The sequence below is a fragment of the Streptomyces sp. RPA4-2 genome (assembly GCF_012273515.2).
Taxonomy (GTDB): Bacteria; Actinomycetota; Actinomycetes; order Streptomycetales; family Streptomycetaceae; genus Streptomyces; species Streptomyces kaempferi.
Genome location: NZ_CP050975.2, coordinates 3,595,058 through 3,616,655, shown reverse-complemented (window position 1 = coordinate 3,616,655; position 21,598 = coordinate 3,595,058). Strand labels below are relative to the sequence as shown.

Genomic DNA, 21,598 nt, shown 5'->3' with positions numbered 1-21,598 from the left:
ACCCGATCCGGGGGGGATGAGGAGAGGGAGGGGGAGGGGTATGGGGGTGGCACGGGTGGCGGGTGCCCGGTCGTGGATCGGGCTCAGGCCACCACGCCCTCGACCTGCAGCGTCTGGACCGCCCCCGCCGCGAACGGCACGCTCAGTGACTTCCCGTTCAGACGCGTGTCCGAGTGCGCGGTGTAGAGGTCACCTCCACCGGCGGTGAGGGTGTTCCAGCGGGGGACCAGGCCGCCGGTGGAGCCGGTCACGGTGGTGAAGCGGGAGAGGTCGAAGGTCAGGGTCTGGGCGGACGTGGACTTGTTCGCCGCGACGATCACCAGGCGCTTCGCTGTCGCGTCGTACGCCGCCACCGCGTAGTCCACGCCCGTGTCGACGATCGTCATTCCGGGGCGGATGTGGCGGCTGAACTGGGCCATCACATAGAGCTTCGTCTCGACCGCGCCGGCCGTCAGGGTGCTCTCGTCGTACTTGATCATGCCCCAGCCCGCTGTCGGGTCCATGACCTGCCAGTAGACCCAGGCGGTCGGGTGCAGCCAGCGGAAGTCCAGGAGGAGGTTGCTCGCCAGGCTGAGGCCGGTGCCGTCGCCGTCGCCGTACTCGGAGTTCCACAGGGCCTTGCCGCCGGTGGTCACGGCGTCCGTGTAGAGGAGGTCACGGCGGCCGCCCGACCCCTGGTAGCCGTGCACGTTGACCCGGTCGACCAGCGCCCTCGTCGTCGATCCGAAGGAGTTCCAGGTCGTACGCGCCACGTCGTAGTTCGTCTCGTCGGACGCCGAGATCCTGGTGCCCGTGAGGCCACGCCGGTCGAGTTCGTCGCGCAGGTGGGGCAGGACGGCGGACTGGACGGAGGCGTCCACGTGGCAGCCCTCCTGGGTGCCGGTGGCCGTCCACCAGTTGGAGGACGGCTCGTTGAAGGCCTCCACCGTCGAGAAGTTCACGCCCCAGTTGTTCTTGGCGTACAGGGCCACCGCGGCCAGGTGGGAGGCGTGCTGGCGGTAGTTCCAGGACTGGAGGTTGTTGCCGCCGCCGGACGCGCCCGACGGGTTGTGGTTCAGGCACATCCACCACATCGGGGAGTTGGCGAACAGCTCGCTCGCCGCGCCGCGCGCGGTCGCCTTCGTGAGGGCGGCGCGCTGGGTGGCGTCCGCCGTCCACTTCCAGGCCGACGAGGTGGGGTCCTCGTTGTTCCAGTCCTGCCAGTAGCCCTCGATCTGCTTGTACCCGGGGATGTCGGGCGAGGCGGCCATGCTCTCGCCGCCCACGCTGTTCGCGCTGCAGGCACCGAGGTTGTAGCGGGCGATGTTCAGACCGAGGCCGGGCAGCGCGGTGCCGTTGTAGGTGACGGACCTGGTGGTGAAGAAGAGGTCCGCAAAGTCGTCCCGGGCCCCGAACACATTGGCCCACCACGCGAGCGAGGTGCCCCAGCCGTCCCATTTCCCGTACGTGGTGCCGGGGTTCACGGCGATGGTCGCGTCGGCGCGCGCGGTTCCTGTCGCCAGGGCGCCACCGAGGACCGTACCGCCGGCTGCGGCCAGCAGTGTTCTGCGTCGGATCACGGCTCTCCACCTTTCCGTACCGCTCAACTGCCGTGTGTCCGCACGGCGTTGGCCTGTCCGGCTGAGGGCATCGGTCCCGCCGACGCCCTCAGGAAGCATCGGGTGTGGCGCGTGGGGTTGTCGAGGGTTGCGACAGCCCTTTCCAAAACCGCTGTACGAAGCGGCTCGGGCCTGAAGAGGCCCGCAGGGCTGGTGACTTGAGCGGGCGCGCCCTATCGTGCGGGCCCCCGGCGCGGCCAGCGGGCGTGCCGGGCCGAGGTGTACGGGCCGGGGTGAAGAGGGATGCGCGTGCGGGTTCCCGTGGTGCGGCACAGCACTCTGCGCCGGCGCGCCCTGCGCAGGCGCGTCCTGTGGACCGGCGGCGAACTTCTCGTCACCGTCGGCGTCGTCCTCCTGCTCCTCGTCGTCCACCAGTTGTGGTGGACCAACTGGCAGGCCCAGCACAACGCCGATCGCGAGGTGCGGGCGTTGGAACGGGAGTGGGGCGCACCCGGGACGCCGGGACCGGCCGGCCCCTCCGAGGGAGCAGAGGGAGCCGAGGGAACTGAGCGGGCGGAGACGGAGGCCGGAGACGGGGACGGGAGCGCCGGGTCCCGGGAGCGCGAACGGCGGGCCGGGTCCACCGACACCCCCGCCGCACCCCGCTGGTCCCGGGCGTACGCCGTCCTCACCATCCCCCGTCTCGGCCTCCGTGTCCCCGTCGCCGAGGGCGTCGGCAAACGGGACGTCCTCAACAAGGGGTACGTCGGCCACTACAAGGGCTCCCAACAGCCGGGCCAGGCCGGGAACTTCGCGGTCGCCGGGCACCGCAACACCCACGGGGAGCCGTTCCGGTACATCAACCGGCTGCGGCCCGGGGACACCGTGCGCGTCGAGACGGCGTCCGCCGTCTTCACGTACGCCGTCGACAGGACGCTGCCGCGGACCTCCGCGCGGGACGGCGGTGTCATCGACCCGGTGCCGCGCAGTACCGTCCGGCCGTCCTACGGCTACAGCCAGCCGGGCTACTACATCACCCTCACCACCTGCACCCCCGAGTACACCTCCACGTACCGCCTGGTGGTGTGGGGGAAGCTGCGGTCCATGAAACCCCGGTGAGCCCCGGTGAGCCTCGTCGAGTCCCCGCAGGACCCGGGCGTCCTGGAGAAGCGCCGCTGCCAGTAGCCGTGAACGCCCCGCCCGGGGAACCATCGTGCCCCTCCCGGACGTCGAAAGGGTGCCGGGCCCCGGGCTCGATCCCGACCCGGCGGGATCTGGGGACGTGCGAGAGCCGGGCGGGACCTGGGGATGTGCGAGAGGGGGAGTGGCCGATGATCCGTCGCCGGGCGACAATGCGCTCCGCCGTCGCGCCGTTCCCTCGTCCCCTGCCCCTCGTCCTCCTCCTCCTCTTCCTCGCCGAGGTCGTCCTGCTCGACGCCGGTGGCCTCTCGGCCGCCGTCGCCGTCGCCTTCGCCGCCACCACGGCGGTCGGCTCCGCCATCGCGGTCTGCGCCGTCCTCGCCGCGCGGTGCGCCCCCGTCGTCCCGCGTACGAGGGTCCGTACGGCCCTCCGTGACCGCGAGCACCGTACGGCCTTCCTGCCGCAGCGCGATCCGGACGCGGCGGGGCGCAGACGTCCCCGGGCACCGGGGTCCGCCCTCCCGGCGACCACCGCGTAGGCCACGGCACCCCCTTCCGTACGCTCCCTGTCTTCCGTACGACCGACGTGGCTCACGCGGGTCGTCATGCCGACATCTGCTTCGACTCCGGCACGACGAGACCCTCGGAGGGCTCATCCATGTCCACACTCATGTCCGCTTTCGGCACTCTGGTCGAGCAGGTCGCCGACCTGCTGCAGCCGCTGTTCCACGCCTCCGCGGCCGCCGCCGCGATCGTTCTCATCACCGCGCTCGTACGGCTGCTCGTGCACCCCCTGTCCCGGGCGTCGGCACGGGGGCAGCGGGCGCGTACCGCGCTGCGCCCACGGGTCGCCGAGCTGCGCGAGAAGCACGGCGGCAATCCGGAGAAGTACCAGAAGGCGCTGCTGGAACTGCACGCACGGGAGAAGGTGTCGCCGCTGGCCGGCTGCCTGCCCGGTCTTCTGCAGATACCTGCCTTCGTCCTCCTCTACCACCTGTTCTCCGGCACGACGCTCGGCGACGGCCCCAACGGGCTGCTGAACCACCGGCTGTTCGGCGCCCCGCTCGGCCACCGGTACGCGGACGCGCTCGGGGACGGCGGGGTGTTCGGGGCCCAAGGGCTGGTCTATCTGGGTCTGTTCGCGGTGGTCGCCCTGGTCGCGACGTTCAACTACCGGCGTACGAAGCGGACGACGGCCGCCGCGGCGCCGGAGGCCGGCGGCGAGCAGCGGGTCCCCGGACTCGGCGCGGTCAGCGCGTTCATGCCGTTCCTCTCCTATTTCACTCTCCTCACCGTGGCGTTGGTGCCGCTGGCGGCCGCGCTGTACGTCGTGACCACTACGACGTGGAGCGCGGTGGAGCGGGCGGTGCTGTACCCCTGAGGGCGCGGGCCGGGGGCCGGGGTGACGGTGGTGGGCGGTCCAGTCCGTGAACTGGGTCTTGCGGACTGGACGCGCACCTTGGAGGATCGACCAGTCCTCCGATGGCTGCACCCATCGGCGGCTGCCCGCGATCGAGGGAGATTGTGACCATGAAGCTGCTGCGAGTCGGTACGGCGGGATCGGAGCGGCCCGCGCTGCTCGACACCGAGGGAACCCTCCGGGACCTGTCGGGTGTCGTCCCGGACATCGACGGGCCGCTGCTCGCCGACGACGCGGCGCTCGGCCGGATCCGTACGGCGGCCGAGTCGGGGGAGCTGCCCGCGCTGGACGCGGCGGGGCTGCGGGTCGGGCCGCCGCTCGCCCGTATCGGCAAGGTCGTCTGCATCGGCCTGAACTACCACGACCACGCCCGGGAGACCGGGGCCGAGCCGCCCGCCGAGCCGGTGATCTTCTTCAAGGCGGCGGACACGGTGGTCGGGCCGCACGACACCGTGCTCGTGCCGCGCGGGTCGGTCAAGACCGACTGGGAGGTGGAGCTGGCGGTGGTGATCGGACGTACCGCCCGCTATCTGCCGTCCCATGAGGAGGCGCTCGCGCACGTCGCCGGGTACGCGGTCGCGCACGACGTCTCCGAGCGCGAGTTCCAGATCGAGCGCGGGGGCACCTGGGACAAGGGCAAGAACTGCGAGACGTTCAATCCGCTGGGGCCGTGGCTGGTGACCGCGGACGAGGTCCCGGATCCGCAGAACCTGGCGTTGAGGCTGTGGGTCAACGGCGAGCTCAAGCAGGACGGCACGACGGCCGAGCAGATCTTTCCGGTCGCCGAAGTGGTCCGCTACGTGAGTCAGTTCATGACGCTCTACCCGGGTGACGTCATCAACACCGGTACGCCGGCGGGGGTGGCGCTGGGACAGCCGGAGCCCAAGCCGTATCTGCGGGCGGGGGATGTCGTGGAGCTGGAGATCGAGGGGCTGGGGCGACAGCGGCAAGCCTTCGGCGATGCGTAGGGGCTCCGCCGGGTGAGGTGAGGGGGTGCGGGGAGCTGCGGGTGGTGGGTGAGCTGCGGGTGGGTGGGGGCTGGGCGCGCAGTTCCCCGCGCCCCTGACAGGCATAGGGCTGCGCCCCCGGCCTTTCCCGGTCGGTGTTTCGGGTGCGGGTCGGTGGGGGTTGGGCGCGCAGTTCCCCGCGCCCCTCGCAGGGCCCCCGTGCCCCTGGCGGGGCGCGGGGGCCCTGCGGTTCAGAGGGCCAGGAAGTGGGTCAGGGCCTCGATCACCATCGCGTGGTCGTCCAGTTGGGGCAGGCCCGAGACCACCACGGTGCCGATCACGCCCGCGCCCTCGACCGTGACCGGGAACGCGCCGCCGTGGGCCGCGTACGTGTCGGGGTCGAGGCGTGAGGATTCCTCGAAGGTCGTGCCCTTGGCGCGGAAGCGGGTGCCGACCAGGAGCGACGAGCAGCCGTAGCGCTCGACGACCCGGCGCTTGCGGTCGATCCAGGCGTCGTTGTCCGGGGTCGAGCCGGGCAGTGCCGCGTGGAAGAGCTGCTGGCCGCCCCGCCGGATGTCGACGGCTACGGGGGCGCGGCGCTCACGGGCGAGCTCGACGAGCAGCGTGCCCAGCGTCCATGCGTCGTCGTGGGTGAACCGGGGAAGCACCAACCGGCGCTCCTGCTCCTCCAGTTCCGCGATGTCCGGGGCGCTCACAGGGCCACCACCGTGTTCTCGCGGGCGGAGCGGTGCGCCGCCTCCAGCACGTCGAGCGCTGCCGCCGCCTCGTGCGCGGTGACCGGGTTCGGTCCGCCGTCGCGCAGGGCGGCCGCCACCGCCGCGTAGTACGCGGGGTACGCGCCCGGGAGCGTGGGCTCGGGCCGGCCGCCTCCGGAGAGCGGGGACTCGCCGGAACCCACCCGGCCCCACAGGGACTCGGGCTCGACACCCCACTCGGCCGTCACGCCGGGGCGGCCGCCCTCGCGCAGCTGCGCCTCCTGCGGGTCGAGGCCGTGCTTCACGTAACCGGCCCGCGAGCCGAGGACGCGGAAGCGCGGGCCGAGCTGCGCGGTGGTCGCGGAGACGTAGAGGTGGGAGCGGACGCCGCTCGTGTGCGTGATCGCGATGAAGGTGTCGTCGTCCGTCACGGCGCCGTCACGACGGACGACCGCCTCGGCGTACACCGAGGCCGCGGGGCCGAAGAGGACGAGCGCCTGGTCGACGACGTGGCTGCCGAGGTCGTAGAGGAGACCTCCGATCTCTGCCGGGTCGCCGGACTCGCGCCAGCCGCCCTTGAGCTGTGGACGCCAGCGCTCGAAACGGGACTCGAAGCGCCATACGTCGCCGAGCTCGCCCTCGTCGAGCAGCTTGCGGAGGGTCAGGAAGTCGTTGTCCCAGCGGCGGTTCTGGAAGACCGAGAGGAGGAGGCCGCGCTCGTCGGCCAGGGCGGCGAGCTCCCGGGCCTCGGCCGCCGTGCCGGCGAGCGGCTTGTCGACGACGACCGGGAGGTCCGCCTTGAGGGCGGCTGTCGCGAGCGGGACGTGGGTCTTGTTCGGAGAGGCGATGACGACCAGGTCCAGCTCGTCGGCGCGTGCCCAGAGGTCGTCGGGGGTGGCGGCGAAGCGCACCTGGGGGAACTCGGCGCGGGCCTGCTCCTGCCGCTCCGGGTTCGAGGTGACGATCGTGTCCAGGGCCAGGCCCTCGGTCGCGGCGATCAGCGGGGCGTGGAAGACGGAGCCCGCGAGCCCGTAGCCGATGAGGGCCACGCGGAGGGGGGCGCCGGGGGCGGAACCTGCTTCAGGACCTGTGTCAGTCGTGCTTCCTGTCATGGCTCCACTTTCGCAACGCTGTTGCCAAAGTGCAAGCGCGGGGACAATGGCGTACGTGAACAGGACCAGCGGGGAGTCGGGAGCGAGCCTGGCGGGGCGGCTCGAGGGGGCGGGGGCGAATCTGCTCGCCCTGCGCAGCCACAACGGGGCGCTCGTGCTCGACCTGCTGCGGACGGCGGGCACGACGGGCATCAGCCGTCTCGAACTCGCCGAGCGCACCGGGCTGACCCCGCAGGCGGTCAGTAAGATCACCGCCCGGCTGCGGGCGGAGGGGCTGGCGGCGGAGGCGGGACAGCTGGCCTCGACGGGCGGCAAGCCGCGTACCGTGCTGCGGCTCGTCCCCGAGGCCGGGTACGCGGTCGGGCTCCACCTCGACCGGGACGAGCTGACGGCGGTGCTCTGCGATCTCGCGGGCGCGGTGGTCGCCGAGCGGAGGGTGCCGCTCGGCCTGGGGGGCCGGGGCGGGGCCGTCGTCGAAGGGGCGGCTCGGGAGGTCGAGGCGCTGATCGAGGGAGCCGGCGTGTCCGTCCTGGGGGTGGGCGTCGCGCTGCCCGGACCGCTCGACCACGCGCGGGGGACGCTGCACCGGGTCACGGGGTTTCCGGAGTGGGACGGGTTCCCGCTGCGGGACACGCTGGCGGGGCGGCTCGGGGTGCCGGTGGTGGTGGACAAGGACACCAACGCGGCGGCACTGGGGCTGGCGGTGGGCGGCTGTGGACCGGTGCGTGAACCGGGGGCCGGGCGCGGCGACGGCGACAGCTACGGCGACGGCAGTGACGGAACCGGCGACCGCGCCGGGGACCGTGGCGGCGGCAGTGACGGAACCGGCGACCGTCCCGGGGACCGCGTCGGCGGCCGTGACCGGGTGGGGGATGGCGGAGTCGACGGCGGCCGGAGCGGCGGCGGCGTTCGCGCGGGCGCGGAGGCGGCGTTCGCCTATCTGCATCTCGGTACCGGGCTCGGGGCCGGGCTCGTGTTCGGCGGGGCCGTGCACCGGGGCGCCCGTACCGGAGCGGGGGAGTTCGGGCACCAGGTCATCCAGCTGGACGGCCCCCTGTGCGACTGCGGCAACCGTGGCTGCGTCGAGGCGCTGTGCCTTGCCGCGGTGGGACGCGGGGCCGTGGACGAGGCGGCTCGCGTGCTGGGCGCGGGGGCCGCGAATCTGGTCGGGCTGCTGGACATCGACCTGGTGCTGCTCGGCGGCCGTACGGTCGCGGCTCATCAGGAGGCCTTCGTACGGGGTGTCGGCGCGGTGCTGGGGGAGCGGGCCCGGCGGGAGGGCACGGACACGGTTCCGGTGCGGATCGCTCGGCGGGGCGCGCGGGGTGGCGGAGGGGCGGCGCAGTTGTTGCTGGCCCCGCTGTTCGGGCGGGGAGAGGCTGAGGCGTAAAGGCGGCCAGCGAGGGTGACGAGGGCGCCGAGGACCGCGGAACCGGAGCCCCGCCCCGAGCGGGAGGCGCGGGCACGGGTTCGCTCGCTCGTCCTCCGCGCTTCCCCGGTCCGCTGTTCGAGGGGATTTCCGCGGCCGATCGGGGCCACCGGCGGGCGTGGCGACGCGGGGCCGCCGGGTGGGAGTGGCAGGGTCTCGCGTGCCGTTGCCCGTTACCGCCTGACGCTCCTGGTCCCCACCGTCCTCGATCGGCAAAGGCCCTTCATGCGACCGCGCCCGTCCCTCCCGCCTGTCCTGAACCGCCTCCCGCTCGCCCCGGCCGCCGCCGCGCTCCGCCCTGGGTCTCGCCCTCGCCCTCGCCCTCGCGCCCACTCCCGCGCACGCGCGCGTCGCCCCCGCGGTCCCCGGTCCCACCTGTGCCGCCCCCGACACCCGTGCCTTCCCGGTCAAGACCCGGATCCACGGGGGCCCGGCACCTTCGAGGCCGGTGGTGGCTTCGGGACCTGGTACATCGACCTGACCAACACCACGGCGCACACCTGCGGCGACATCCATCCGGTCGTCGTGCTGGTGGACGGCAAGCGGGCGCTGCGGCCGAAGCAGACGCGGATGGAGTTCTTCGAGGGCGAGAAGCCGCATCCGGTCACGTTCGAGACGAGCGACGAGGACGAGAACGTCGGGGCGTTCGACGACGGGTTCCCGGGGTTCACGGTGGGGCCTGGCCGGACGGTCACCGTGAAGGTCCGGTTGTCCGTGACCTCGGACGCCGTGCCGAACGACGTCGTCGCCAACGCGGCGGTCGTCCAGCGGCGCGGCGACGACGGGAACTGGGTGGGGGAGTCGAACGACTACCGGTTCCGGATCGACGGCGGTGACGGCGACGTCCCCGGGACCGCGGAGAACCACGGCCGCACCGACGGCGGCGGCACCGGTGGGGGGAACGGCGGGGGCGGCAGCGGCGGTGGCGACGGAGGGGGAAGCGGCGGGGGCAACGGTGGCGACGGAGGGGGGAGTGGCGGTGGCGACGGAGGAGGCAGTGCCACCCCCGACCAGGGCGGTGGCAGCGGCGGGACCGGCGATGCCGGTACCGGCGCGGGTGCCGCGACCGGCGGGGGCGGGTCCAGCGCCTTAAGCACGGGCGGTGGTGGCAGCGACGGGGGGACGGGCGGCGACGGAAGTACGGGCGACGGAGGTGCGGGCGGGGGTACGGACGGCGACGGGGGCACCGGCCCAGGCTCCGCCGCGGACGAGCTCGCCGAGACCGGTCCCGGCGCCCCGCACGGATTCGGCGTGGCGGGCGTGATCGGCGTGTTCGCGACCGGCGTCGCCCTGTTCGTGGTGGCCCGCCGGGCCCGGTCCGGTCGTCGCTGAGTCTTCGGTCGGGGCCTGGTCCGTACGTCGCTGAGTCTTCGGTCGGGGCCTGGCCCGTACGTCGCTGAGTCTTCGGTCCGGGCCCGGTCCGAACCCCGCTGAACCCTCCCGCGAGCGCGGCCGCGCGTTCCGTCTGCGACCATCCCACCCGTGGACTACCCGAACGACCAGGCCCCCGGCGCCCCCGTCCGCTCCGGCATCCCGGAGCACGGCCGCATCCCCAAGTACTACGCGGTGAAGGCGCACATCGCCCTGCTGATCGAGGAGTTGGGCGAAGGCGGCCTCCTGCCGACCGAGCGGGACCTCGCCGAGCAGTACGGGGTCGCCCGCGAGACCGTACGCCAGGCCCTGCGCGAGCTGCTGCTCGAAGGGAAGCTGCGGCGGCAGGGGCGCGGGACGGTCGTCGCGGGGCCGAAACTGGAGCAGCCGCTCTCCCTCGCGAGCTACACCGAGGGCGTCCGGCGGCAGGGGCGCACCCCCGGCCGTACGCTGATCAGTCTCGATCGTTTCCCCTGTTCCGAGACGCTCGCGGCGGAGGCGGGGCTCACGCGCGGCGAGCCCGTCTGGCACATGGAGCGTGTGCTGCTGGCGGACGACGAGCGGGTCGGGCTGGAGAGCACGTATGTCGCCGTGGCGCGCGTACCGCACCTCGACCGCGACTTCACGCCGGACTCGTCCTTCTACGCGTACCTCCACGACCGGCTCGGTATCGCGTTCGGCGACGCGGACGAACGCATCGAGACCGTGCTGGCCACCCCGCGCGAGGCGCTGCTCATCGGTACGCCGCCGGCCCTGCCGATGATCCTGATCCACCGTGTCTCGCGGGACACGGAGCGGCGGCCGCTGGAGCGGGTGCGGACGCTGTACCGGGGGGACCGCTTCTCCTTCACGGCCCACCTGGGAGGATGATCGGAGCCATGTTCGGGCGGGCTCCGGCCCGCCCCTTTTTATAACGACAAGATAACGGGTCTAGCCCAAACGTGATGGGCAGTTCACCATCTGGTTGCAGTCCGGACCCTTCCGATTCCCCCGTACCGAGGAGCGTTGCCGTCGTGAGAGTGATAGTTGTCGGAGCCGGAGTGGTGGGCACCCTGCATGCCTGGCACGCAGTGGAGCGCGGCCACGAGGTCGTCCAGATCGAGCGCGAGGCGGAGGCCCGTGGGGCCTCGCTGCGCAACTTCGGGCAGATCTGGGTGAGCGGCCGTGCCGGAGGAGAGGAACTCGAGACCGCCCTGCGGGCGCGGGAGCTGTGGGAGTCGATCGGGGCGCGCGTGCCCGGCCTCGGCTTCCGGGCCAACGGATCGCTGACCCCGCTGCGGGGGGAGCGCGAGCTCGCAGTCGCCGAGGCCGCCCTGACCCGTACGGACGCCGCCGCCCGCGGCTACAAGCTGTTCACGCCCGACGAGGCGCGCGCGGTGAACCCGGCGCTGCGGGGGACGTTCGACGCCGCCCTGTACTGCGAGCGCGACGCCGCCGTCGAGCCCCGCACCGCCCAGCTCGCCCTGCGCGAACAGCTGCTGCGGTCCCCGGGCTACACCTTCCTGCCGGGGCGCGAGGTCCGGGACGTGATCGGTGAGCACGCCGTGCGCGACGACCACGGGGACGTGCACACCGGTGACGTCGTCGTGCTGTGCACGGGAGCCTGGCTCGGCGGTCTCGTACGGGAGCTGGCCGGTCCCGAGCTGCCCGTGCGGCGCGTACGGCTGCAGATGATGCAGACCGACCCCCTCGGCGAGCCGCTCACGACCTCGGTCGCCGACGCCGACAGCTTCCGGTACTACCCCGCCTACCGCGGCCCCGCCCTGGACGAGCTCAACACGCTCCAGCCGCAGGCCCCGACCGCCGCCGAGCACCGGATGCAGCTGCTCATGGTGCAGCGCGCGGACGGCGGACTGACCATCGGCGACACCCACGAGTACGAACACCCCTTCGCCTTCGACACCCTCGAAGACCCCTACGACCACCTCACCGAGGTCGTCGAGTCCTTCCTCGGGCGCCCGCTGCCGAAGATCCGGCGTCGCTGGGCCGGGGTGTACGCGCAGTGCACGGACACCAGCCGGGTCGTGCACCGGCAGCGTGTGCGGGACGGGGTGTGGCTCGTCACCGGGCCCGGCGGGCGCGGAATGACCTGTTCACCGGCGATCGCCGAGACCACAGCCAACGAACTGGGATGGTGAAAGAGAGGGTGAAGGAAATGACCAGGGACACACGGCTCGTCGTCCTCGACATGGCCGGCACCACCGTCGCCGACGGCGGCCTGGTGGAGCGGGCGTTCGCGGTGGCCGCCGGGGAACTGGGCGTCGAGCCCGGATCCGCGGACCACGCCGAGAAGCTGGACTACGTCCGGGCCACCATGGGCGAGTCCAAGATCTCCGTCTTCCGGCACCTGTTCGGCGAGGAACCCCTCGCCCAGCGGGCCAACTCCGCCTTCGAGAAGGCCTACGGGGAACTCGTCGACGGCGGGCACATCGCGCCGGTCGCCGGAGCGCGCGAGGCGATCGAGGCACTCACCGGGGCCGGGCGGACCGTCGTGCTGAGCACCGGGTTCGCCCGTGTCACCCAGGACGCGATCCTCGACGCCCTGGGCTGGCAGGACCTGGTGCCGCTCACCCTGTGCCCGGCGGACGCGGGGGGCCGGGGACGCCCGTACCCCGACATGGTCCTGGAGGCCTTCCTGCGGACGGGGGCCGCCGACGGCGTCCAGCAGATCGCGGTCGTGGGCGACACCTCGTACGACATGCTCAGCGGGGTGCGCGCCGGGGCCGGCCTGGTCGCCGGCGTGCTGACCGGCGCGCACGACGACGCGGCACTGCGCGCCGCCGGAGCCGGGCACGTGCTCGGCTCCGTTGCCGAACTGCCCGCCCTGCTCCTCGGATCGGACCGGCCCGGCGGGGACGGGCGATGACCAGCGGAATCCGCTTCGACCGGGTGTCCGTCGCCTACGACGGCACCACGGTCCTCGACGCCCTCGACCTGACCGTCGAACCCGGCGAGGTCATGGCGCTGCTCGGGCCCTCCGGATCCGGGAAGACCACCGCGCTGCGGGCCGTCGCCGGGTTCGTACGGCCCGCCTCCGGGCGGGTGTTCATCGGCGACCGGGACGTGACCGACCTGCCGCCCCACCGGCGTGGCATCGGCATGGTGGTGCAGCAGTACGCGCTCTTCCCGCACCTGCGCGTCGAGGACAACGTCGCCTTCGGGCTCAAGGCGCGGAAGGTCGCCAGGAGCGAGATCCGCGGGCGGGTCGCCGAGGCGCTGGAGATGACCGGGATGGCGGCCTACGCCCGGCGCCGTCCCCGGGAGCTGTCCGGCGGACAGCAGCAGCGCGTCGCCATCGCGCGGGCGCTCGCCATCCGGCCCGGCGTGCTCCTCCTCGACGAGCCGCTGTCCGCCCTCGACGCGCAGCTGCGCTCCGGAATGCTCGCCGAACTCGCCCGACTGCACCGCGAGTTGCCGGACGTGTCGATCCTGTACGTCACCCACGACCAGGTCGAGGCACTCACCCTGGCCGACCGGATCGCGGTCATGGACCGGGCGCGGCTGCGGGACTGCGGGACACCGCAGGAGCTGTACCGGGCGCCGCGGACCGAGTTCACGGCGTCCTTCGTGGGCAACGCCAACCTGCTGCCCGTGACCGTCGGATCCGGGACCGTCTCCCTCGCCGGGACCGAGCTGAAGGCCGACACCGCGGACGCCGCGCCCGGCGCCTCGGCGACCCTGTGCGTACGGCCCCACCTCGTCGGCCTCGGCCCCGGACCCAACCAGGTCACCGGGACCGTCAGCGAGGTGCAGTGGCGCGGCTCCACCCACCGGCTGTACGTCGACGTGGCGGGCCACCGGGTGATGGCGGACCTCCGCGAGCTGCGCGAACCCCCCGTCCACGGCGACCCGGTGACGCTGCACTTCGCGCCCGACGACGCCGTACTGCTGTCGGCGGGGGTGACCGCGGATGGCTAGCGCCGTGGCCACCGCCCCCGTGCCGGCGCCCGCCGGGTCCCGCCGGCGGATACCGCCGTGGGCCTGGGCCCTGCCGCCCGTCGCCGTCCTCGGCCTCGTCTTCCTCTACCCCCTCGCCCTCGTCGTCCAGCAGTCCTTCCGGCCGGACACGGGAGGCACCTCGGCGCAGGCGTACGGCGACGTGTTCGCCTCCACCGCCTTCCGGGAGGCGCTCGGCACCACCGTGTGGCTGGCGGTCGGCTCGACGGCCGGATGTCTCGTCCTCGGGTTCGCGCTCGCCCTGGTCATCGCGTTCGTGCCGTTCCCCGGCGGAAAGGCCGTCGCGCGGTTCATCGACGTCTTCCTGTCCTTCCCGTCCTTCCTCATCACCCTCGCCCTGCTCTTCCTCTACGGCAGCGTGGGCATCGCCAACGGACTGTGGACGGACGCGACCGGCACCGCCGAGGGGCCGTTCCGGTTCCTCACCACACCGTGGGGCGTCCTGCTCGCCGAGATCACGTACTTCACCCCGTTCGTGATGCGCCCCCTGCTCGCCGCGTTCTCGAACATCGAGACCGCCCAGCTGGAGGTGGCGTCGTCGCTGGGGGCGCGGCCCGCGCGGATCGTGCGGCAGGTGATCCTGCCCGAGGCGCTGCCCGCGCTCGCGGCCGGCGGCAGCCTCGTCCTGGTGCTGTGTCTCAACGAGTTCGGGATCGTCCTGTTCACCGGCGCGAAGGGGGTCACGACCCTGCCGATGCTCGTCTACAGCAAGGCGATCCTGGAGTCCGACTACCCGGGCGCCTGTGTCGTCGCCGTCGTCAACGTCCTGATCTCCGTGGGCCTCTACGGCCTGTACCGGGTGGTGAGCCGTCGTGCTGGTGCATAGCCGCAAGGGGAAGTGGGCCACCTGGGCCGTGTTCTTCCTGCTCTTCCTGCCCCTGTTCGCGCTGCCGCTCCTCGTCGTCCTGGCTGCCTCGTTCGCCACCAATTGGTCGAGCGCCTTCCCGTCCGGCTTCACGACCGGGCACTACACGGCCGCCACCCGCGGCGAGTCGCTCCAGGCCCTGACCACCAGCCTGGTCACGGCGCTCACCGCGAGCGTCCTCGCGCTGGTCGTCGGCACCTGGGCGGCGCTCGCCGCGCACGCCCTCAGGAAACGGGGCGCCCGCGTCCTCGACGCGCTGTTCATGCTGCCGGTCGCCGTGCCCTCGGTCGTCGTCGGCCTGGCGGTCCTCGTCGCCTTCTCCAAGCCGCCGGTGCTGCTCAACGGCACCCGGTGGATCGTCATCCTCGCGCATGCCGTCCTTGTCACGGCGTTCGCCCACCAGTCGGTGTCGGCCGCCGTCGTGCGTCTCGACCCGGCGTACGAACAGGCCGCCGCCTCGCTCGGCGCCCGGCCCTCGTACGTGCTGTGGCGGGTGCGGCTGCCGCTGCTGCTGCCCTCGCTGACCGCCGCGGCCGGCCTTTGCTTCGCCCTGTCCATGGGCGAGTTGAGCGCCACCATGATGCTCTACCCGCCCGACTGGACACCGCTCCCCGTCCAGATCTACGCCGCCACGGACCGTGGCGCCCTCTTCACCGGTTCCGCGCTCGCCGTGGTCCTCATGACCGCCACCGTGCTCGTCCTGTTCGCCGTCTCCCGGATCCGCACCAGGGCGACCTACCGCTGACCTCCCGCTGACCGACCGATCCACCGATCCCGTTCGTCACCGCCCCGTCCCGCCCCGCCGCGCAAGGAGTTCATCTCGCCATGCCCACAAACACGCACCTCAAGTCGATCGCCGCCGTCGTCGGCGGCCTCGCCCTCGCCTCCACCCTCACCGCCTGCGGTGGCGACTCCGCGGCCGCGGACGCCAAGGTCGTCACCGTCTACAGCGCCGACGGCCTCAAGGGCGAGAACGGCGACGGCTGGTACGACCAGGTCTTCAAGGACTTCGAGAAGCAGACCGGGATCAAGGTCAAGTACGTGGAGGGCGGTTCGGGCGAGGTGGTCCAGCGCGCCGTGCGTGAGAAGACCAACCCGCAGGCCGACGTCCTCGTCACCCTCCCGCCGTTCATCCAGCAGGCCGACGGCAAGGGACTGCTGCAGAAGTACACCCCGAAGGGCTCCGACCAGGTCGACGGCGCCGACAAGGCCACCGACGGCACCTGGACCTCCGTCGTCAACAACTACTTCGGCTTCGTCTACAACAAGAAGGAGCTGAAGCAGGCGCCCACCAACTGGGACCAGTTGCTCGACGCGTCGTACAAGAACAAGCTCCAGTACTCCACCCCGGGTGTCGCCGGTGACGGAACCGCCGTCCTCATCAAGGCGATCCACGACTTCGGCGGCAAGGGAGCGGCGCTCGCCTACCTGAAGAAGCTCCAGGCCAACAACGTCGGCCCGTCCGCCTCCACCGGCAAGCTCGCCCCCAAGGTCGACAAGGGCGAACTGCTGGTCGCCAACGGCGACGTCCAGATGAACTACGCGCAGTCCAAGGACATGCCGAACCTCGGCATCTGGTTCCCGCAGGCCACCGACAAGGCCGCCGACGCCGCAGGTAAGCCCACCACCTTCGCGCTCCCCTACGCCGGAGGCCTCGTCACCAAGGCGCCGCACAGCGAGAACGGCAAGAAGCTCCTCGACTTCATGCTCTCCGCCAAGGCGCAGCAGCAGGTCAGTGAGATCGGCGGCGGCTTCTCCGCGCGGGGGGACGTCAAGGCCACCGACGCCAACGCCATCGCCCTGACCAAGCTCATGGACGGGGTCGAGGTCTTCGCGCCGGACTGGGCCGACATCGACAAGAACCTCACGTCGTACGTCGACGACTGGAAGTCGGCCACGGGCAGCTGACGCCCCCGGCCCCACGCCCCACCCCGCGACGCCCCTGGAACCACCGGGGGCGTCGCCATGCCCGAAGCGCCGCCCGAACCGTCGGCCGCGCTTACCGTTCGCCTTCGCCCCACCCCCCTCATCCGTGCCCCACAGCCCTCACCGGAGGACCACGTGTCGTCACGCATGTCCCGTCGCTCGCTGCTCGTCTCGGTGGCCGCCCTCGCGGCCTCCGCCGGACCGCTCTCCGCCGTCGCCCGCGCCGCCGCCAGGACGCCCAAGGTCCTGGTCATCGGTCTGGACGGCACCCTGCTGAACCGGATCAAGGACGCCGACGCCCCGAACCTCGACGCCCTGATGGCCGCGGGCCTCACCGCGCCCAGCAGCATCTACGCCAGCCCCTTCGCACCCACCCTGTCCGGCCCCGGCTGGTCCACGATCATCACCGGCGTCTGGCCCGACAAGCACAACGTCAAGGACAACAACTTCACCGGCCAGAAGTTCGCCCAGTACCCGGACTTCCTCACCCGGATCGAGACAGCGAAGCCGTCCCTGAGCACGTACGCCGTCTCGTCCTGGGCGCCGCTCACCGACACGGTCTTCTCGTCGAAGGTCGACACCCGGGTGTCCACGCCCAGCGCCGAGTACGACACCGGCACGACCTCGCGCGCGGTGGCACGGCTGCGGGACGCCAACCCGGACGCGGTCTTCGTCCAGCTCGACAACGTCGACCACGCCGGCCACAGCTACGGCGCGGCCGGCCAGCAGTACCTGGACGCCATCCACGGCGTCGACACCCAGGTCGGACAGCTGGTCGCCGCGGTCAAGGGCCGTGCCTCGTACCCGAACGAGGACTGGCTGATCATGATCACCGCCGACCACGGACACACCGACGCGGGCGGCCACGGCGGCTCCAGCCGGCCCGAGCGGCAGACCTTCATGATCGCGACCGGGGCCGGGACAGCGCCCGGATCGGTGCGCCACGACATCAAGATGCCCGACGTCGCGGCCTCCGCGCTCGCCCACCTCGGCATCGCGATCGACCCGGCCTGGGGCCTGGACGGACGGCCTCTCCAGCAGCCGGTGGCCGACGACTTCGACACGCTGCGCCCCCGGTTGGGGACGCGCGTCGACGAGACCGGCATCGACGCCGGCATCCTGGGCTTCACCCACACCCCGCCCGCCGGCTGGTCGGTCGACAACTCCGCGATGGGCACGGGCGGCGTCACGGAGTGGCGCGGCTGGTCCTTCACCACGGACGAGTTCTGGACCGCGGCCCAGGCCGACCAGCAGCGCGAGTCCAACGTCCGGGCCCGCAACGTCTTCGCGGTGGCCGACGGCGACGAGTGGAACGACAAGAGCGTGACGGGCACCTTCGACTCGACCCTGGTCAGCCCCGCCCACCCGGTCACCGGCGGCACCACGGCCACGCTCACCTACACCACGTACTACCGCCAGGAGGCCCCGCAGAAGGGCGAGGTGCTCGTCTCCTACGACGGCGCCGCGCCGGTCGCGGTGAGGACGTACACGGCCGATGTGCCCTCCCGCACCGAGACCGTCGCCCTCCAGGTGCCGGCCGGAGCGAAGACGGCCCGCGTCCGGTTCCGCTACACCGGCGGCAACAACTGGTACTGGGTGATCGACGGGGTGCGGATCGAACAGGCCTGACCAGCTCGGGACCGTACGGCCCTGACTAGGCTGGGGGGCGTCGGCACAGCGTCGTTCCGGCGCCCCCGGATCCAGTGCGTACGAACGCCAGGACGGCAGGAGACCCAGCAGATGTCAGAGCGCAAGCCCATCGAGTCGTGGCTCACCGACATGGACGGTGTGCTCATCCACGAGGGTGTGCCGATCCCCGGCGCCGACGCCTTCATCAAAAGGCTGCGGGAGTCCGGGAAGCCGTTCCTGGTGCTCACGAACAACTCCATCTACACCGCCCGTGACCTGCACGCCCGGCTCCGCCGCATGGGCCTGGACGTCCCGGTGGAGAACATCTGGACCTCCGCCCTCGCCACCGCCAAGTTCCTGGACGCCCAGCGCCCCGGCGGCACCGCCTACGTCATCGGCGAGGCGGGTCTGACCACCGCGCTGCACGACATCGGGTACGTCCTGACCGACCACGAGCCGGACTACGTGGTCCTCGGCGAGACCCGCACCTACTCCTTCGAGGCCATGACCCAGGCGGTCCGGCTGATCAAGGGCGGCGCCCGGTTCATCGCGACCAACCCCGACGAGACCGGCCCGTCCACCGAGGGCCCGCTGCCCGCCACCGGCGCCGTCGCCGCGCTGATCACCAAGGCGACCGGAAAGCAGCCGTACTTCGCGGGCAAGCCGAACCCGCTGATGATGCGGACGGGCCTGAACGCCATCGGGGCGCACTCCGAGACCAGCGCGATGATCGGCGACCGCATGGACACCGACGTGCTGGCCGGACTGGAGGCGGGGATGGAGACCTACCTGGTACTGACCGGTCTCACCACGCGCGAGGAGATCGAGAAGTACCCGTTCCGGCCCTCGAGGATCGTCGACTCGATCGCGGACCTCGTCGACCGGGTCTAAACCATTTGTGACCCGTCCGGAGTAGTCGTCGGCGTCAGCGGATGCGTCGTGCGGCCCGCGGGGGGAGTCTCCAGATATCTGGAGGTTCACGATGGGTTCACGGAAACTCACTCTCTGCACCGGTGCGGTCGTCGCGGCCGTGCTGACTCCCACCGCCTACCTGGCCGCGCCGGCCCCCGCCGCGTACGCGACCGCTCCCCGAAGTGACACGGCGGGCGTCTCGGTGACACCCGCGGTCCCCGCGCCCGGCAGCGACATCCGGCTGCGGGCACAGGGCTGCACGGGAAGCACGGGCACCGCCGCGTCCACCGCGTTCGTGTCGGACGCGCGGCTCACGGGTTCGGACGGCGTGCTCACCGGCGAGACCCGGGTCCGCACCTCGCTGTCGCCCGGCAGCTACGACGTGACGGTCGGCTGCGAGGGCGGGCAGGGCCCGCGGCAGGTCACGGGCACCGTGACCGTCACCGGGCAGGCGGAACCGCTCTCCACGCGCTCCGCCCCCGCGTCGCTCCCGGTCCCCGCCTCGCCCATCGCCCCGGTGCACGCGGGCGGTGGCGGCACCGCGCGCGCCGACGGAAACGGCACGCACACCGTGGCCGTGGACGCGCGGGCGACCGGACCCGGGACCCGCCAGGCGGTGATCGGTCTCGTCCTCGCGGGCGTCGCCGCGGTGGCCGTGGCGCTGCGCAGCGCCCGCCGCGGCCGGGACACCTCGGAGTGACATGCCGGACAGGGAGCGTTTCTCAGGTGCGGGGCGGCTGCTGACGGGCTTCGCCTGGGTGCTGCTGCTGATCGGACTGTGGCTGTGGGGCCGGGAGGTGACCGACGTACGGCTGGGGATGTCGGCACCGACCACGGGAGACATCGCGGCGGTGGGACGGCCGCCGGAGGTGCGGATGCCTCCCCCGCTGAAGCCGCTCGGCGGGGCGCGGCCCCAGCGCGTCGACATTCCGTCGATGGGGGTGCGGGCGCCGGTCGTGGCCCGCGGCCTCGACACACAGGGCGCCATCGATCCGCCGCCCTACGAGCAGCCGGGCGTCGTCGGCTGGTACGCCGCCGGAGTGCAGCCGGGGTCGGCCGGGACCGCGCTGTTCGTGGGGCACGTCGACACCGAGACCCGGCCCGCGGTCTTCTACAAGCTCAGCGCGATGCGGCCGGGCCAGACGGTCCGGGTCATGCGCGACGACGGGACCGTCGCCGAGTTCACCGTGGACGACGTCGCGGTCTTCCCGCGCGATCATTTCGACGCCCAACAGGCCTACGGGCCACGGCAGTCGGGGCGGGCCGAGCTGAGGCTCGTCACCTGCGGCGGCACCTTCGACCGGACCCGCCGTACGTACACCGCGAACGTGGTCGTGTCCGCGTACCTCACCGGCAAGGGGTTCTGAACCCGGGGCGGCCCGCGTAAGGCCCGGTCCCCCGGACCCGGCACACCTGGCCCGGCCGGCGGCCCGCTCCCCCCGGGGCCACCGACCGGACTGGTCCTCGACCGCGCACGCACGGGCTGCGGGAGTAACCCGGCGACGGCGCGGGAGGTTCTGAGACCATTCCGGACATCGCGAACCACGGGGAGGAGCTCGGTGATCCGGATGACCGGTATGGCGCGACTGGCCGGGGGCCTGGGCCGTTCGGGCCAACTCTAGAGCGGATGAGCGTTCCGGCCTAGAGGCTGTCGGACGTCAGTCGACACCTGGTGGCGCTGTGTGATCCGCCCAGGTGACGGCCGCTTCCGGGCTGGTTGGTGAACTCCTCATACGGGCCGGGGTCGTTCGGCGTCCAGGCCGTCCCGGTCCAGCGAGCCCTCCACCGCCCGCGCCGCGGCCTCGTCGAGCGGCATCCGGTGCCGGCGCGCGTACCGGCGCAGTGCCGCGAAGGCCTGGTCCACCCCCGTGCTCCAGCGCTCGGCGAGCATGCCCTTCGCCTGCTCCATGCGGACGCGGTGGGTGAGCGCCGACTGCAACTGCCCCGCCAGCGCGCGGTATTCCGCGTGCAACCGCTGGTTGTGCAGTCCGGCGGCCGCCGCTTCGGCGAGCAGTTGCGCCAGCCGCACGCTCTCCTCTTCGCCGGGTGACTCCGGCCGGCCGGGCGGCTCCGGAGGGCCGGGCGGCGGGGCTACGAACACGTTGAGCGCGCCGAGCAGGGTCTCACGGCGGCGCAGCGGGACCGCGAAGGTCGCGGCGATGCCGTGGCGCAGCGCCCGCCGGGTGAAGTCGGGCCAGCGGGCGGCGGTCCGGGCGGCGCCGATCGGGACGTGCGGTACGGGCCTTCCCGTGCCGTAACTGTCCCAGCAGGGGCCGCCGTGGTCCGGGGCCGCCTGGACGGTCAGCAGGTCCAGCGCGATGGCCTGGCGGCGGCTGCTTCCGACGAACGAGACCCTCTCGCCGCCCGCGACCAGCATGATCCCGGCGGAGTGCGCGCCGACGATCTCCACGCAGTGGTCGGACAGGCGCTGCAGATGGTGCGCGGTGTCGAAGCTGTCGGAGAGGGTGTCCGTGGCTTCCAGCAGCGCGGCCGCGAGCCCTGTCTCCCGGGTGCTCAGATGCATCTCCCGTACCCCGATTCCGTTGTCGTCCCCCCGTTTCCCTGTCGTCTCCGTCGGTGTCGTCCCGCTGTGCCGGGTCCCGTTCGGCGGCGCCTACCCAGCGCGTGCGGGCCTG

Annotated in this window: 20 protein-coding genes and 1 pseudogene; 17 read left to right on the top strand and 4 right to left on the bottom strand. The window is 72.6% G+C overall.

Going from position 1 to position 21,598, the window contains the following annotated elements; translation table 11 throughout:
- Nucleotides 1–83: 83 nt before the first annotated feature.
- Nucleotides 84–1,559: a glycoside hydrolase gene (locus HEP85_RS15675; protein WP_168528303.1), complete on the bottom strand. Its 1,476-nt coding sequence runs from the start codon at nucleotides 1,557–1,559 to the stop codon at nucleotides 84–86.
- Between the two features lie 282 nt (nucleotides 1,560–1,841).
- Between HEP85_RS15675 and HEP85_RS15670 the strand changes: the two genes are divergently transcribed.
- From HEP85_RS15670 to HEP85_RS15655, 4 genes are all read left to right on the top strand, one after another.
- A complete protein-coding gene (locus tag HEP85_RS15670) occupies nucleotides 1,842–2,657 on the top strand; it encodes a class E sortase (protein WP_168528302.1) in 816 nt (271 codons plus the stop codon).
- Between the two features lie 233 nt (nucleotides 2,658–2,890).
- The gene (locus HEP85_RS15665) at nucleotides 2,891–3,217 is read left to right on the top strand and encodes a DUF6412 domain-containing protein (RefSeq protein WP_168533666.1); all 327 of its coding nucleotides are present in this window, start codon (nucleotides 2,891–2,893) and stop codon (nucleotides 3,215–3,217) included.
- 131 nt (nucleotides 3,218–3,348) lie between these two features.
- The gene (locus HEP85_RS15660; RefSeq protein ID WP_168533664.1) at nucleotides 3,349–4,059 is read left to right on the top strand and encodes a membrane protein insertase YidC; all 711 of its coding nucleotides are present in this window, start codon (nucleotides 3,349–3,351) and stop codon (nucleotides 4,057–4,059) included.
- A gap of 149 nt (nucleotides 4,060–4,208) precedes the next feature.
- Nucleotides 4,209–5,066 carry a fumarylacetoacetate hydrolase family protein gene (locus HEP85_RS15655; protein WP_168528301.1) on the top strand — a complete coding sequence of 286 codons (858 nt, stop codon included), beginning with the start codon at nucleotides 4,209–4,211 and terminating at the stop codon, nucleotides 5,064–5,066.
- 230 nt (nucleotides 5,067–5,296) lie between these two features.
- On the opposite strand, the gene HEP85_RS15650 is transcribed toward HEP85_RS15655, so the two are convergent.
- Nucleotides 5,297–5,761 carry a heme-degrading domain-containing protein gene (locus HEP85_RS15650; RefSeq protein ID WP_168528300.1) on the bottom strand — a complete coding sequence of 155 codons (465 nt, stop codon included), beginning with the start codon at nucleotides 5,759–5,761 and terminating at the stop codon, nucleotides 5,297–5,299.
- On the bottom strand, nucleotides 5,758–6,873 hold the full coding sequence (locus tag HEP85_RS15645; protein WP_329288043.1) for a Gfo/Idh/MocA family oxidoreductase: 1,116 nt from the start codon (nucleotides 6,871–6,873) through the stop codon (nucleotides 5,758–5,760). Before HEP85_RS15645 ends, HEP85_RS15650 begins: the two co-directional genes overlap by 4 nt.
- 46 nt (nucleotides 6,874–6,919) lie before the next feature.
- On the opposite strand from HEP85_RS15645, the gene HEP85_RS15640 reads away from it, so the two are divergent.
- The 13 genes and pseudogenes from HEP85_RS15640 (at nucleotide 6,920) to HEP85_RS15580 (ending at nucleotide 20,329) form a co-directional block, all read left to right on the top strand.
- Complete coding sequence (locus HEP85_RS15640; protein WP_369657728.1) at nucleotides 6,920–8,263, top strand: ROK family protein; 1,344 nt, start codon at nucleotides 6,920–6,922, stop codon at nucleotides 8,261–8,263.
- 337 nt (nucleotides 8,264–8,600) lie between these two features.
- Nucleotides 8,601–9,127, top strand: a pseudogene (locus HEP85_RS15635) (hypothetical protein); the annotation flags it as partial.
- A gap of 657 nt (nucleotides 9,128–9,784) precedes the next feature.
- Entirely contained in the window at nucleotides 9,785–10,543 is a 759-nt protein-coding gene (locus HEP85_RS15630; RefSeq protein WP_168528297.1) for a GntR family transcriptional regulator, read from the top strand.
- A gap of 143 nt (nucleotides 10,544–10,686) precedes the next feature.
- Complete coding sequence (locus HEP85_RS15625) at nucleotides 10,687–11,811, top strand: TIGR03364 family FAD-dependent oxidoreductase (RefSeq protein ID WP_168528296.1); 1,125 nt, start codon at nucleotides 10,687–10,689, stop codon at nucleotides 11,809–11,811.
- Nucleotides 11,812–11,828: 17 nt separating this feature from the next.
- Nucleotides 11,829–12,539 (top strand): HAD family hydrolase, encoded by a 711-nt coding sequence (locus HEP85_RS15620; RefSeq protein ID WP_329288041.1) that lies wholly within the window; start codon nucleotides 11,829–11,831, stop codon nucleotides 12,537–12,539.
- The gene (locus tag HEP85_RS15615; RefSeq protein ID WP_168528294.1) at nucleotides 12,536–13,591 is read left to right on the top strand and encodes an ABC transporter ATP-binding protein; all 1,056 of its coding nucleotides are present in this window, start codon (nucleotides 12,536–12,538) and stop codon (nucleotides 13,589–13,591) included. The genes HEP85_RS15620 and HEP85_RS15615 overlap by 4 nt, the downstream gene beginning before the upstream one ends.
- The gene (locus HEP85_RS15610) at nucleotides 13,584–14,456 is read left to right on the top strand and encodes a 2-aminoethylphosphonate ABC transporter permease subunit (RefSeq protein ID WP_168528293.1); all 873 of its coding nucleotides are present in this window, start codon (nucleotides 13,584–13,586) and stop codon (nucleotides 14,454–14,456) included. The genes HEP85_RS15615 and HEP85_RS15610 overlap by 8 nt, the downstream gene beginning before the upstream one ends.
- A complete protein-coding gene (locus tag HEP85_RS15605) occupies nucleotides 14,443–15,240 on the top strand; it encodes an ABC transporter permease (protein WP_168528292.1) in 798 nt (265 codons plus the stop codon). Before HEP85_RS15610 ends, HEP85_RS15605 begins: the two co-directional genes overlap by 14 nt.
- An 80-nt stretch (nucleotides 15,241–15,320) precedes the next feature.
- Nucleotides 15,321–16,403: a 2-aminoethylphosphonate ABC transporter substrate-binding protein gene (locus HEP85_RS15600; protein ID WP_168528291.1), complete on the top strand. Its 1,083-nt coding sequence runs from the start codon at nucleotides 15,321–15,323 to the stop codon at nucleotides 16,401–16,403.
- A gap of 165 nt (nucleotides 16,404–16,568) precedes the next feature.
- Nucleotides 16,569–18,050, top strand: coding sequence for an alkaline phosphatase family protein (locus HEP85_RS15595; protein ID WP_369658120.1), 1,482 nt, complete (start codon nucleotides 16,569–16,571; stop codon nucleotides 18,048–18,050).
- Between the two features lie 111 nt (nucleotides 18,051–18,161).
- Entirely contained in the window at nucleotides 18,162–18,941 is a 780-nt protein-coding gene (locus HEP85_RS15590) for an HAD-IIA family hydrolase (RefSeq protein ID WP_168528290.1), read from the top strand.
- A 91-nt stretch (nucleotides 18,942–19,032) separates the two neighbouring features.
- Nucleotides 19,033–19,662 carry a hypothetical protein gene (locus HEP85_RS15585; protein WP_168528289.1) on the top strand — a complete coding sequence of 210 codons (630 nt, stop codon included), beginning with the start codon at nucleotides 19,033–19,035 and terminating at the stop codon, nucleotides 19,660–19,662.
- 1 nt (nucleotide 19,663) lies between these two features.
- A complete protein-coding gene (locus HEP85_RS15580) occupies nucleotides 19,664–20,329 on the top strand; it encodes a class F sortase (RefSeq protein WP_168528288.1) in 666 nt (221 codons plus the stop codon).
- 362 nt (nucleotides 20,330–20,691) lie between these two features.
- Here HEP85_RS15580 and HEP85_RS15575 read toward each other — a convergent pair whose 3' ends face one another.
- Nucleotides 20,692–21,486 (bottom strand): ANTAR domain-containing protein, encoded by a 795-nt coding sequence (locus HEP85_RS15575; protein WP_168528287.1) that lies wholly within the window; start codon nucleotides 21,484–21,486, stop codon nucleotides 20,692–20,694.
- Nucleotides 21,487–21,598 lie beyond the last annotated feature (112 nt).

Excerpts from the sequence above, each read along its gene's own strand:
- HEP85_RS15600 (WP_168528291.1), top strand. The coding sequence starts at position 15,321 with ATGCCCACAAACACGCACCTCAAGTCGATCGCCGCCGTCGTCGGCGGC.
- HEP85_RS15665 (WP_168533666.1), top strand. The coding sequence starts at position 2,891 with ATGCGCTCCGCCGTCGCGCCGTTCCCTCGTCCCCTGCCCCTCGTCCTC.
- HEP85_RS15590 (WP_168528290.1), top strand. The coding sequence starts at position 18,162 with ATGTCAGAGCGCAAGCCCATCGAGTCGTGGCTCACCGACATGGACGGT.
- HEP85_RS15580 (WP_168528288.1), top strand. The coding sequence starts at position 19,664 with ATGCCGGACAGGGAGCGTTTCTCAGGTGCGGGGCGGCTGCTGACGGGC.
- HEP85_RS15640 (WP_369657728.1), top strand. The coding sequence starts at position 6,920 with ATGGCGTACGTGAACAGGACCAGCGGGGAGTCGGGAGCGAGCCTGGCG.
- HEP85_RS15655 (WP_168528301.1), top strand. The coding sequence starts at position 4,209 with ATGAAGCTGCTGCGAGTCGGTACGGCGGGATCGGAGCGGCCCGCGCTG.
- HEP85_RS15595 (WP_369658120.1), top strand. The coding sequence starts at position 16,569 with ATGTCCCGTCGCTCGCTGCTCGTCTCGGTGGCCGCCCTCGCGGCCTCC.
- HEP85_RS15610 (WP_168528293.1), top strand. The coding sequence starts at position 13,584 with ATGGCTAGCGCCGTGGCCACCGCCCCCGTGCCGGCGCCCGCCGGGTCC.
- HEP85_RS15585 (WP_168528289.1), top strand. The coding sequence starts at position 19,033 with ATGGGTTCACGGAAACTCACTCTCTGCACCGGTGCGGTCGTCGCGGCC.
- HEP85_RS15670 (WP_168528302.1), top strand. The coding sequence starts at position 1,842 with ATGCGCGTGCGGGTTCCCGTGGTGCGGCACAGCACTCTGCGCCGGCGC.
- HEP85_RS15615 (WP_168528294.1), top strand. The coding sequence starts at position 12,536 with ATGACCAGCGGAATCCGCTTCGACCGGGTGTCCGTCGCCTACGACGGC.
- HEP85_RS15660 (WP_168533664.1), top strand. The coding sequence starts at position 3,349 with ATGTCCGCTTTCGGCACTCTGGTCGAGCAGGTCGCCGACCTGCTGCAG.
- HEP85_RS15645 (WP_329288043.1), bottom strand. The coding sequence starts at position 6,873 with ATGACAGGAAGCACGACTGACACAGGTCCTGAAGCAGGTTCCGCCCCC.
- HEP85_RS15575 (WP_168528287.1), bottom strand. The coding sequence starts at position 21,486 with ATGCATCTGAGCACCCGGGAGACAGGGCTCGCGGCCGCGCTGCTGGAA.
- HEP85_RS15620 (WP_329288041.1), top strand. The coding sequence starts at position 11,829 with ATGACCAGGGACACACGGCTCGTCGTCCTCGACATGGCCGGCACCACC.